The following is a 12,119-nucleotide window of genomic DNA, read 5'->3' as shown; positions in this document are numbered from 1 at the left end:
CTCGTGTCGGTCGTGGGTGGTCTCGCGGGTGACCGGCGCGCTCCGCCACCCGAGAGCGGGGTGCGCGCCGCGCGGTCAGTGCAGCGCTTCCGCGCCGGGGAACGCGCCGCCGTTGTGCAGCAACCAGTCACCGTAGAACACACCGAGCGCGGCGGCCACGAACAGACCGGCGATGATCCAGAATCGGACCACGATCGTGACCTCCTGCCAGCCCTTGAGCTCGAAGTGGTGTTGCAACGGGGCCATCTTGAAGATGCGTTTGCCGTGGGAGAGCTTGAAGTAGCCCACCTGCAGGATCACGGACAGGGTGATGATCACGAACAGGCCGGCGATCAGGATCAGCAGCAGTTCGGTGCGGGAGAGCACCGCGAACGCCGCGAGCGCGCCGCCCAGGCCGAGCGAGCCCGTGTCCCCCATGAAGATCTTCGCCGGGGACGTGTTCCACCACAGGAACCCGATGAGCGCACCCACCAGGGCCGCGGCCACGATCGAGAGGTCCATGGGATCCCGAACCTCGTAGCACGCCGCCTGTGCCACGTTCTCGCACAGGTGCCCGGCCTGCCACAGTGTGATGAGCATGTACCCGCTGAACACCAGGATGGACGCGCCCGTGGCGAGCCCGTCCAGACCGTCCGTGAGGTTCACGGCGTTGGTGGTTCCGGTGGCGATCAGATTCACCCAGATCACGAACAGGATGGCCCCCACGATCGGCCCGGCGAATGCGAGGTCCACGCCGGTGTCCCGGGTCCAGGAGATCGCCGTGGAGGCCGGAGTGTTGCCCGCCTCGTCCGGGAAGAACAACACGAGCAGGGCGAACGCGATGCCGATGGCCCCCTGCAGGGCCATCTTCCCGGCCGCGGTCAGCCCCAGGTTCTGTTTCTTGGAGATCTTCTTGAAGTCGTCCAGGAACCCCACCAGCCCCATGCCGAGCATCAGGCCGAGCGCCAGGACGCCCGAGAGGGTGATCCCACCGTTCTCAGGCCACGCGATCACGCTGATCAGGTGGGTCACCAGATAGGCGGCCACGACCGAGAGCAGGATGGCCACGCCACCCATGGTGGGGGTGCCGCGCTTGGTCTGGTGAGACGTGGGTCCGTCGTCCCGGATGTACTGGCCGTACCCGCGCCGGGCGAGCACCCGGATCAGGGCGGGCGTACCGAAGATCGAGAACACGAGGCCGAGCCCCGCTGCCACGAGCAATTGGATCACGGGCTCAACCCTCCTGGTGGTTCGTGTCGGTGGTGGCCTGGGCCACCCGGTCCCCCAGGTGCTGCAACCCCGCGGCGTTGGACGCCTTGAACAACACGATGTCCCCCGGGCGCAGCGTGTCACTCAGGTACTGCTCGGCGTGCTCGGTGTCCGGGACCCAGGCCGCTTCCTCACCCCACGAGCCCTCCAGGGTCGCAGCGGTGTAGACCGGCCGGGCGACCTCCCCCACGGCCACGACATGCGAGACGTTCAACCGCACGAGCAACTGCCCGAGGTCCGCGTGGGCGGTGATGGACTCGTCACCGAGTTCGAACATGCCACCCAGCACGGCGATCGTGCGCCGCGCGGGGTGCTCCTCGTCCCCGCGGCCCAATTGGGCGAGGGTCTGCAGGGCGGCCCGCATGGACTGCGGGTTAGCGTTGTAGGCGTCGTTGATCACGGTCACGCCGTCCGGGCGCTCCGTGCGTTCCATCCGCCACCGCGAGCGAGGGCCGCGGCCCGTCAGACCCGCTGCGATCTCGGCCGCGGGGACCCCGGCGCCGAAGGCCACGGCGGCCGCGGCCAGCAGGTTGGTCACATGGTGCGCACCGATCAGCTGCGAGTGCACCGGGTGGGCGGAGCCGTCCGGGAAGTGCAGCGTGAAGGCGGGGCACCCGTCGGTACCGACGGTCACGTCCTCGGCCCACACTCGTGGGTCCTCGTTGGCCGGGTCGTGGGCGTCGGGTCCCTGCCCGAAGGAGATGATGCGCGCGTCGGTGCGCTCGCGCATGGCACGCACGCGGGCGTCGTCGTCGTTGAGCACCGCGGTGCCGGGCGCGGAGAGGCCCTCGACCATCTCGCCCTTGGCGCGCGCGATGTTCTCCACGCCACCGAACTCGCCCGCGTGGGCCGAACCCACGCACAGTACGGCGCCCACGTCCGGGCGGACGGTGTCGCACAGGTAGCGGATGTTGCCGATGTGCGTGGCGCCCATCTCGATCACGAAGTACTCGGTGTCCTCGGTGGCCGTGAACACCGTGAGCGGGACACCCACCTCGCCGTTGTACGAGTTGCGCGGCGCGACCGTGGGGCCCTGCGCGGCGAAGATCCCGTGCAGCAGGTCCTTGGTGGTCGTCTTGCCCACCGAACCCGTCACGGCCACCACGGTGACCGGGTGCGCGGCACGCAACTGCTCGAGCACGTGGCTCGCGAGCGCGCCCATCGCGAGCACCACGTCCGCCACGACGACGCACGGGTACGGAGCCCCCGCGTCGTCGGTCACCGCGCGTTCGGTCAGGTGCAGCACCGCGCCGGAGTCCGCGGCGGCCGGCACGAAGCGGTGCCCGTCCGTGGTCTCGCCCGGCTTGGCGACGAACAACGCACCGTCCGTGACTTCCCGGGAATCGGTCGTGACGGAGGTGACGGTCACGGACTCGGGGTCCGGGACCCCCGCGAGCTCACCGTTCACGGCCCGCGCGAGCTGCGCGGCGGACATGGCAATCATTGCTGCTCCTTCGTGTCCGCGTGCAACGCCGCCAGGGCGTCCCGCAGCTCTTCGCGGTCGTCCAGGTGCACGACCACGCCGTTGAAATCCATGGCGGTCTCGTGACCGCGGCCCGCCACGATGATGGCGTCGTCCGGGTGGGCCATGCGCACTGCGGTGCGGATCGCGGTCGCGCGCGGTTCGATGACCAGCACGTCCGTGGCGCGAGCATGGTTCGCGACGGCCTCACGAGCGCCCTGCGCGACCTGCTCCCGGATGGGCGCGGGTTCCTCGGCGTGGGGATCGTCGTCCGTGATGATCACGACGTCCGCCTCCTCCGCCGCGACCCGGCCCATGATGGGGCGCTTGGTGGTGTCGCGCTCGCCGGTGGCGCCGAAGACCACGATCACGCGACCGCACCCGTCCTCGGGGGTCACGGCGCGCAGCGCGCGCGCGAGCGCGTCCGGGTTGTGCGCGAAGTCCACGAGGGACGTGGGCCGCGTGCCCACAAGTTCCATGCGTCCGGGCACGCCCGCGCTCAGGGGGTCGTGCTCGTCCAGGACGCGTTGCAGGGTGTCCAGTGCCACGCCGGAGTCCAGGACCATGAGCACGGCCAGCGCCGCGTTGGCCACGTTGAACTCACCGGGCAGTCCTGTGTGCATGTCCAGCGCGCGCCCGTCCGTGTGCTGCAGCGTGAACGCGTGACCGATGCCCCGGCGGGTCAGCGAGCGCAGGGTCCAGTCCGCGGCGTCCGCCCCGCCGGTCCCGACGGGGGCGGTGCCTTCCGCATCGCTCGCGTCCTGACGCGTTCCGTCCGAGCCGCGCAGGGCAACGGTCGTGACGTTCTCCACACCCAGGTTCTCGCGGGCCCGCTGCGCCATCGCGGCGCTCCACGGGTCCCCGTCCCCCAGCACGACGACGCCGCGGCTCGTGCGCTCGCGCGTGAACAACTGCGCCTTGGCCTCGAAATACTCGGCCATGGACCCGTGCAGGTCCAGGTGGTCCTGGGTGAGATTGGTGAACCCAGCGACGTCGTAGTGCACCCCGTCCACCCGGTGGAACTCGAGGGCGTGGGACGAGACCTCCATGACGGTGGCGGTGATCCCGCGTTCACGGGTCAGGGCCAGCAGGGAATGCACGTGCGGAGCCTCTGGCGTGGTCATGTGTGACGGGATGGGTGTGTCCCCCGCGAGGATCTCGATGGTGCCGATCAACCCGGTCATGTGGCCCAGGGCGCGCAGGATCGAGGTGATGAAGTAGGTCGTGGTGGTCTTGCCGTTGGTGCCGGTCACCGCGAAGAGCTCCTGGCCGGTGCCGTCCGCCGGTTGGGAATCGTAGACCGCGCGGGCCACCGGACCCACCCATGAACGGGGTTCGGGGCTCACGAGCACCGGCAGGCCCACGCCCGCCTCGACCACGGACCGCGCGCCGTCCGGATCGGTGAGGATCGCCACGGCACCGGACGCGGCGGCGTCGGCGGCGAATCGCGCCCCGTGGACCTTGGCGCCGGGCAGCGCGGCGTAGAGATCACCCGGCTGCACCTCCCGCGAGTTCAGGACCACTCCCGTGACGGGAGCGGTGGTCCCCGTGGGGGCGGGGACCACCCGCGCGCCCGTGAGCCGCGCGAGCTCCTCGAGCGAGTGGGCCACGGGCCGGGACGGACGCAGACTCTGCGCGTCGGTCCCTTCTTGGGCAGATGCCACCATAGAAATCCTCTTCGAACCTGTCTGTGGACGTACCCCGTCCACCCGGGCCGGTGTCTCACCGGTCGTTGCTGCCGCCATGTGCTTCTGTGTGGGAAGTTTAGTCCTGGGACTCGTCCCTCCCCGGCTGCGGCCACGTTTGCTCGAGCGCGTTCGTGGGTGTCACGTCCCGGTCCACGTTCTGCGGCACCTGCATGTCGAACGTGGGCCCCGTGGTGGTGGAGGGCGCCACGTTGAAGTGGTGCAGCACCTGGGACATGATCGTGGAGAACGTGCTCGTCACGCCCAGGGTGCGCACGTCCCCCTGGGGGCGCTGCATGGTGATCGCCACGAGGTACTGAGGATCCTCCATGGGGGCCACACCCACGAAGGACGTGGTGTAGCCCTCGTAACCGCCGCTCTCGCTCGGCGCCTCGGCCGTACCCGTCTTACCACCCACGCGGTATCCCGGCACGGCCGCTTCCTTGGCGCCGCCCTGCGTGACCACGTTCTCCATGATGTCCAGCGTCTGCTGCGCGGCGGACTCGGAGAGCACCTGTTTGGGTTCAGGACGTTCGGGGTGCGTGACCGTCCCGTCCGGCGCGGTCACGGAGTCCACGAGGCGCGGTTCGATCTGACGGCCCTTGTTCGCGACCGCCTGGAAGATCGACGCCGTGCGCAACGGGGTCTGGGACACGCCCTGACCGAACAACACCGTGTACTCCTGACGCGGGTCCCACTGATCCGCGGGCGCCAGGATGCCCGTGGACTCCCCCGGCAGTTCGATGCCCGTGGCGGAACCCACCCCGAAGTTCGCGAGGTTGTCGTGGCGGGCCTGCTTGTCCATCTTGGAACCCATGATCACGGTGCCCGTGTTCATGGAGTCCGCGATGATCCCCGCGACCGTGCGGTTCTGGGTGCCATGGTCGAACGCGTCGGTAATCTTCTCGGAACCGATCTGCAGGTACGGCGGGACCGTGATCTCCGTGGTGGGGGACACGATCCCCCGGTCCAGGGCGCCGGCCACCGTGGCGATCTTCTCCGTGGAACCGGGCTCCACGGCCTGGGACACGGCGCGCGAACCGAGGTCGGCGGCGTCGGCCTTGCCCGGGACGTTGGGGTCCACCGAGGAGGTGTCCGCGAGCGCCAGGACCTTGCCGGTCTTGACGTCCATGACCACGGCCGTGCCCCATTCGGCCTTGAGCTGCTTGGCCCGTTCGCGCACGGCCTGCTCCGCGAAGAACTGGACGTCGCTGTCGAGCGAGAGCTTGACGTTCGAACCGTTCTCGGCGGCCTTCTGTTCCTGCGGGGCCACGGGGATGCGCACGCCGTCGCCGGAGATCTCGAAGCGGCGCTCGCCGTCGGTGCCGCGCAACAGGGAGTCCTGGGTCTGTTCGATCCCGCCGAGGGCCTGGTTGTCCCCGCCCAGGAACCCGACCACGGAACCGCCCAGGGAACCGTCCGGATAGCTGCGCTGGAACGTGGGCTGGCCGTAGATGTACGGCAGGTTCAACTCCCGCAGGGCGTTGTACTGCTCGGGGGTTACGCCCCGCGCTACGTAGTTGAAGCTCTTGTCCCCGTCCAGCGCGGCCTTCACGTCCGTGTCCTTCATGCCCAGGGCGTCCGCGATCTTGTACACGGCCTGCGTGGGGGTCACGGTCTCGGTGGAACCGTCCTTGTGGGGCACGGTCACGGCGGCGACGGCGCTCTGGTCCACGGTGATGTCGTAGCGCTGCAGTGTGCGGGCCAGCACCGTGCCACGGCTGTCGGTGATCTCCCCGCGCACCGCGGGGATGGACTCCACGAGCGTGCGCTGGGCGGCCGCGGCCTCGGCCCGGCCCCCGGGGTCCAGCCCCTGGACCCAGAACAGGCGGCCCACCACGAGAAGCAACAGGACCAGCAGGAAGGCGATGCCCACGTGCATGCGCGAATAGGGCCGGAACAATCGGTTCTTGCGCGCTGACGATGCTGACACGGTCTTCCTCAATTCCTGGACTTCAGCGTGGTGGGGCCACCTCCGACGGGTTCCACTCCCGGTCCGCGGCGCGGACCGGCGCGTTCACTGGCCAGGCGCGCGCTGCGACGGCGCGGGGATGGAGCCCCCGTTGAGATCCCGGGACTCGTCGGCCTTCTGGGCCGCTTTACGCTGGGCGGTCTTCTTGTCCGCTTCTTCCTTGGCGCGCTTCTCCGCGCGTTCCTCGGCGGCGATCCGGTTCGCCTCCGCGGCGTCGGAACCCTTCATCTGCGCGGGCGGCACGAGGATGTTCTGCGCGTCCGTCTTCTCCGCGGGGGCGCTCGGGGCCGTGACGGCACCCGTGCCGAGCTGGATGCTCCCCACGTCCTTGGCCGGGACCATGCCCAGGTCATTGGCGCGGGCGGCCAGGTTCTGCGGCGCGGAATTGGCCTCGATGTCCTGCGTGAGCGCCTCGTTCTCCTGGGAGAGAGCGCGCTGCTGACCCGTGAGCTCGGTCAACTGGTACTGCCCCTGGGTGATCTGGATGTTGAGCAACAGGATGCCCACGAGAGCTGCGGCCAGGGCGAGGGTGCACATCACCACGGTGGAGACCCGGCTGCGGCGGGCCGCGCGGCGCGGCACCACGGAGAGCGGCCTACGCCCGTCCGCCCCCCGGCCCGAGGGGTCACCCGATGACGGGTGCGAGGCCGACGTCGCACTGCTCATCGCTCACTCCCTGGTCTCGTGGTCTCCCGGAGCCGCTCGACGGCACGCAACCTGGCCGAGGCGGCCCGGGGGTTGTCCCAAACCTCCTGCTCGCCGGCGCGTTCCGCCCCGCGGGTGAGAACCTTCAGCGTGGGCTGGTGTTCCGGCAGTTCCACGGGAAAACCTCTGGGGGCCGTGGAACGTGCACCGCGAGTGAACTCCTGCTTGACAATTCTGTCCTCCAGGGAGTGGTAACTCATGGCGAGGACACGCCCTCCCACCCTGACAGTTTCCACGGCGGCGGGCACGGCACGCTCCAGGACGTCGAGTTCCTCGTTGACCTCGATCCGCAACGCCTGGAAGGTCTGTTTGGCCGGGTGGCCCTTCTTGTGCTGGGCCGCGGCGGGGACCGCGGAGCGGACCACGTCCACGAGCTGGGCGGTCGTGCGCAGCGGGGCCTCGGTACGGGCGGCCACGATGGCGCGCGCGATCCGCGGCGCGAAGCGGTCTTCGCCCCAGCGGTAGATGATGTCCTTGAGCTGGGCCTCCGAGTACTCGTTGACCACGGTGTACGCGGACAGTTCCGCCCGGGAGTTCATGCGCATGTCCAGGGGGGCGTCGAACGAGTACGCGAAGCCGCGCTCGCGTTCGTCCAGCTGCAGTGAGGACACCCCGAGATCGAACAGGATGCCGTCCACCCGGTCCACGCCGGCGGTTGCGGCGGCCTGATCGATGTGGTCATACGTGGTGTGGATGCCCGTGAACCGCTCCCCGAAGTGCGCAAGGCGTTCCCCGGCGAGGTCGAGGGCCTGGGGGTCCCGGTCGATCCCGACCACGCGCAACCCCGGGAAGCGTTCGAGCATGGCGTGGGTGTGCCCGCCCATGCCCAGGGTCGCGTCCACGACCACGGGGTGTTCGGTGTCCAACGCCGGCGCGAGCAGGTCCAGACAGCGCTCCAGCATCACGGGGATGTGTCGTTGCTCGGCGGGGGCGTGGTCCATGCCGGGCTCCTGGTCTGTTGCGGATCGTGCGGGTACTACGGGTCGCAGGTCTCGGTGCGCACGGCACCGACGTCCTCCGGGGGCATCCTACGGTGCGCCCGGACACCAGATCCCCATCCGCCGCTCGCCCCTCGAATCCGGCCTGACTCGGGGGAAGTCGAGTCAGGACGGTGACGTGGGCGGCTGGAGATCTCATGTCCGGGGACGGCACCGGCGGGGGTCCCGCGCGGTGGTCCTCGGGTGATCAGAACAGCCCGGGTATGACCTCGTCCTCCGTGGCGGAGAAAGCCGCTTCCTTCTCCGCCAGGTACTGCTGCCACGAGGCCGCATCCCAGATCTCGGCGCGGCTGCCCGCCCCGATCACCGCCAGTTCCCGGTCCAGGCCCGCGTACGAGCGCAGGGACGCCGGAATGGTGATGCGACCTTGCTTGTCCGGGACCTCGTCCGATGCCCCGGAGAGAAAAACGCGGATGTAATCCCTGGCCTGCTTGGACGACAACGGGGCCGCCCGCATCTGTTCATGGACCCTGGCGAACTCCTGCGCGCTGAACACGTACAGGCAGCGTTCCTGCCCTCGGGTCAGCACGAGTCCGTCCGCCAGTTCGGCCCGGAACTTGGCCGGGAGAATCAGCCTGGCCTTGTCGTCCAAACGCGGTTCGTATGTTCCGAGAAACACAGCCACCGCCTTCGAATCAGGGCCAGCCCAACCCTCGCTTCTCTACCACGCTCCACTTTACTCCACTGCCCTCCCCCGTCAACGCGCATCCCCTCCACGGCACGCCACGACGGCGCTGCCCCGGGGCGTCGTCGACATCCCTTTCCCGGCGTGGTCTGCGGGCACGCCGGAGACGATGGGTCCGGACATGAAAGAACTCCCCGGCGCGGTGCCGGGGAGTTCTCGGAAGTTTTACGGGCTGGACAGCCTGCGGGGAGGCTCAGCGCTAACCCTGATTGCGTTTGTCCCACTTCTCCTCGAGGTTCTGGAGGAAAGTGGAGGACTTGCGTGGACCGGAGGGACCGCGGCCGGACGGCCCGTTCCCGGGGTTTCCGGGATTGGCGGCGCCCTTGCCCGGGGTGGCCCGGCCCCGCACGGTGGCCACGTACGCGCCGGCGGCCATCACGATGAAGCCCAATACGCCCACGATGATCAGTTGCAGGGCGACCCCGGCGAGCAGGACGCCCAGGCCAACCACGGCGATCACGACCCCCAGCACGACGTTACGCATGGACCCGCGCCCCCGAACCGCTTCGGTGTGCATGGTCGACGCGAAGCGGGGGTCGTCGTCGTGCAACTGCTTCTCGAGCTGGGCGAGAAGCTGTTGTTCGTGCTTGGAGAGAGGCACGATTCCTCCTGTGGTGTTGAGGGAGCGAGGCGGGGGCGGTACGGCTGCCTTCCTCACGTACCGTCCAGAATATCCCGTGCGGGACGGATTGGCATCGTCGTTTCCATGAGTTTGGCTGGGCGCACAATTCCGGGGCCGAATCGGTGGTGCACGCGGTCCATGGCTTCCTCCGCGGCACCCCATTCCTCCTCCCGTCCGTCCAGGCTCAACTGGAACGCGTGATCGGCCCCGGTGAGCTTCTCCGCCCTGATGCCCACGAGCCGCACGGCCTGCGCTCGCGGGCCCAGACCGTCCAGTAGCGCGCACGCTTCGGTGTAGAGATCGTGGGCCGCGGTGACGGGGTGACTCAGCGTCCTGGAGCGGGTGATGGTCGAAAAATCGGCGTAGCGCAGCTTGAGTCCCACGCGCCCGGCGCGCAGTCCGTGCCTGCGCAACCGGACCGCGGTGTCGTGGGCCAGGCCCAGCAGCACACGTTTCAGAGCCGTACTGTCGGCGACGTCGCGCTGGAACGTCCGTTCGGCCCCGATGCTCTTCTCCTCGCGCGCGGGCGTCACGGGACGGGGGTCGTGGCCGGTGGCCAATTGTTTCAAATGTGTCCCGGACGCGGTGCCCACGAGCGCGTGCAACCGGGGCAACGGCGTGGCGGCGATGTCCCCGACCGTGGACAGCCCGGCGGACTGCAGGATCTCGGAGGTGCGCTTGCCCACCCCCCACAACTTGCCCACCGGCAGCTGTGCCAGGAACGCGAGGGTGTGCTCGGGCGTCACCACGAGCAGCCCGTCCGGCTTGCAGTACGCGGAGGCGATCTTGGCGACCGTCTTGTTCTCCGCGACCCCCACGGAGGCGGTGAGTCCCGTGCGTTCGTGGATCACGCGCCGCAGGGTCCGGGCGATCTCGACGGGCGGTCCGCTGCGCCGGATCGCCCCGGACACGTCCACGAACGCCTCGTCCACGCTCAGCTGCTCCACGCGGTCCGTGACCGAGCGGAAGATGTCCATCACGATCCGTGAGTAATGGGTGTACGCCTCGCGATGCGGTTCGAGCACCACCGCGGAGGGGCAGCGAGCGCGGGCCTGGGACACGGCCATGGCGGAGTTCACGCCGTACTGGCGGGCTTCGTAGGACGCGGAGAGCACCACCGAGCGCGGACCGGAACCGGCCACGATCACGGGGCGGCCGCGGTACTGGGGGGCGTTGAGCAGTTCCACGCCCACGTAGAACATGTCCATGTCCACGTGCAGGATGGCGCAGCGCCGGTACTCGGCCAGTTGCTGCGGACTCGGCCCTCCCATGGCGCCTCCTTCCACGACCCTCCGGCATCGGGAATCATCGACTCCTGGAACCCGTCCGGATCGAGACCCGTTGATGACGGACATGCCACCCGCGCAGGATCTGGTTCGTCTTTCGTAAGCCTAGGAAGGGGCTCCGACACGCACACGGGCCACGGCGCCACGAACTTGTCCGGCCCCGGGCCGCTCGACGGGGCGGCACCGCTACGCATCCGCGGCGCCGCGTCCGGTTAGGCTGGTCGGGCGCCCGCGGGGCGGCCCGGCGTCGTGGAGCCCGTGCCCGTGACGCCCGCCGCGACCCGCGGTACCGCGCAGCGCGGCCGACAGCATCCCCTCGATCAAAGGTGCCCTGGCATGACCCCTTCCGACGCGTCCGTCACCGCGACGCAACAGGACCGTGACTTCTCCGCGCTCCTGGACGAGCGGATCACCGAGTTCTTCGCGCGGGAACGCGAACGGGTCACCGGGATCTCCCCGCACGCGACCGTGCTCGTGGACGCGATCGAGGACCTCACGCGCGGCGGCAAGCGCCTGCGCGCACGGCTGTGCTACTGGGGCTGGCGCGCGGCTGGCGGGGCCGTGGCGGACCACGTCGCCGTGGCCGCCGCGGCGTCCCTCGAACTTTTCCAGACCGCGGCGCTGATCCACGACGACATCCTGGACCGCTCGGACACGCGCCGCGGCAAGCCCAGTGTGCACCGCGTTTTCGAGGCCCTGCACCGAGACGCCGGGTGGTCCGCGGACGCCGCCCACTTCGGGGTCAGCGCGGCCGTCCTCACCGGGGACATGAGCCTGTCCTTCGCGGAACAACTCTTCGCCGACGCCACCGCGCGCGTCGCCGCGGACCCGGCCGCGACCGCACGGGAGATCTTCTCCACGATGCGCACCGAGGTCATGGCCGGGCAGTACCTGGACATCCACGCGGAGGTCGCTCCCGCCGTGGGCGACCCCGAGGAACAACTCGAGCGTGCCATGACCGTGCTGCGCTACAAGTCCGCCAAGTACTCGGTAGAGCACCCCGTGGAGATCGGCGCGGCACTCGCCGGCGCGGACCGCGCGTTCCTCGCGGACTGCTCCGCGTTCGCGCTGCCGGTCGGCGAGGCTTTCCAATTGCGCGATGACGTCCTGGGGGTCTTCGGCGACCCGGAGACCACGGGCAAGCCCGCCGGGGACGACATCCGCGAGGGCAAGCGCACCGCGCTGATCGCACTGTGCGCGGCATCGAGTTCGGCCGAGGACATCGCGTGGCTCGAATCGGTGCTCGGCCGCGCGGAACTCACCGAGCAGGAGGTGCACCGCGCGCGGGACCTCATGCGGGACAGCGGCGCCCACGCGCGCTCGGAGGACCTCATCGCGTCCCTCGTGCGCACCGCGGACACGCAGCTGGCGCGCTTGCGCACCGACGACGTCGCCCGGGCCGGACTGCAGGCGCTCGCCGACGCCGCCGTGCGCCGCGCCAAGTAGGCCGCCTCAG

Annotated in this window: 10 protein-coding genes; 1 reads left to right on the top strand and 9 read right to left on the bottom strand. The window is 69.8% G+C overall.

The genetic code is table 11. The annotated features are described in order from the left end of the window. Positions 1 to 75 precede the first annotated feature (75 nt). The 9 genes from mraY to dinB form a co-directional block, all read right to left on the bottom strand. Entirely contained in the window at positions 76 to 1,209 is a 1,134-nt protein-coding gene (gene mraY / locus RF637_RS07575) for a phospho-N-acetylmuramoyl-pentapeptide-transferase (protein WP_167318596.1), read from the bottom strand. Positions 1,210 to 1,213: 4 nt separating this feature from the next. Continuing rightward, positions 1,214 to 2,692, bottom strand: coding sequence for a UDP-N-acetylmuramoyl-tripeptide--D-alanyl-D-alanine ligase (murF, locus tag RF637_RS07570; protein WP_368844514.1), 1,479 nt, complete (start codon positions 2,690 to 2,692; stop codon positions 1,214 to 1,216). Then, the gene (locus tag RF637_RS07565) at positions 2,689 to 4,377 is read right to left on the bottom strand and encodes a UDP-N-acetylmuramoyl-L-alanyl-D-glutamate--2,6-diaminopimelate ligase (RefSeq protein WP_144932354.1); all 1,689 of its coding nucleotides are present in this window, start codon (positions 4,375 to 4,377) and stop codon (positions 2,689 to 2,691) included. Before RF637_RS07565 ends, murF begins: the two co-directional genes overlap by 4 nt. Before the next feature lie 97 nt (positions 4,378 to 4,474). After that, positions 4,475 to 6,328 (bottom strand): peptidoglycan D,D-transpeptidase FtsI family protein, encoded by a 1,854-nt coding sequence (locus tag RF637_RS07560; protein ID WP_368835201.1) that lies wholly within the window; start codon positions 6,326 to 6,328, stop codon positions 4,475 to 4,477. An 84-nt stretch (positions 6,329 to 6,412) separates the two neighbouring features. Then, positions 6,413 to 7,033: a hypothetical protein gene (locus tag RF637_RS07555; RefSeq protein ID WP_064845742.1), complete on the bottom strand. Its 621-nt coding sequence runs from the start codon at positions 7,031 to 7,033 to the stop codon at positions 6,413 to 6,415. Continuing rightward, positions 7,030 to 8,013 carry a 16S rRNA (cytosine(1402)-N(4))-methyltransferase RsmH gene (gene rsmH / locus RF637_RS07550; RefSeq protein WP_368844513.1) on the bottom strand — a complete coding sequence of 328 codons (984 nt, stop codon included), beginning with the start codon at positions 8,011 to 8,013 and terminating at the stop codon, positions 7,030 to 7,032. Before rsmH ends, RF637_RS07555 begins: the two co-directional genes overlap by 4 nt. A 244-nt stretch (positions 8,014 to 8,257) precedes the next feature. Continuing rightward, on the bottom strand, positions 8,258 to 8,689 hold the full coding sequence (gene mraZ, locus RF637_RS07545) for a division/cell wall cluster transcriptional repressor MraZ (protein WP_035961210.1): 432 nt from the start codon (positions 8,687 to 8,689) through the stop codon (positions 8,258 to 8,260). 265 nt (positions 8,690 to 8,954) lie between these two features. Then, positions 8,955 to 9,356 (bottom strand): DUF3040 domain-containing protein, encoded by a 402-nt coding sequence (locus RF637_RS07540; RefSeq protein ID WP_368844512.1) that lies wholly within the window; start codon positions 9,354 to 9,356, stop codon positions 8,955 to 8,957. Positions 9,357 to 9,409: 53 nt separating this feature from the next. Then, on the bottom strand, positions 9,410 to 10,648 hold the full coding sequence (dinB, locus tag RF637_RS07535; RefSeq protein WP_035961203.1) for a DNA polymerase IV: 1,239 nt from the start codon (positions 10,646 to 10,648) through the stop codon (positions 9,410 to 9,412). 351 nt (positions 10,649 to 10,999) lie between these two features. On the opposite strand from dinB, the gene RF637_RS07530 reads away from it, so the two are divergent. Beyond that, positions 11,000 to 12,109 (top strand): polyprenyl synthetase family protein, encoded by a 1,110-nt coding sequence (locus tag RF637_RS07530; RefSeq protein WP_368844511.1) that lies wholly within the window; start codon positions 11,000 to 11,002, stop codon positions 12,107 to 12,109. Positions 12,110 to 12,119 lie beyond the last annotated feature (10 nt).

Origin of the sequence: Kocuria sp. CPCC 204721 (genome assembly GCF_040980945.1) — a bacterium.
Taxonomy (GTDB): Bacteria; Actinomycetota; Actinomycetes; order Actinomycetales; family Micrococcaceae; genus Kocuria; species Kocuria marina.
This window is presented reverse-complemented; position numbering and strand designations above follow the sequence as displayed.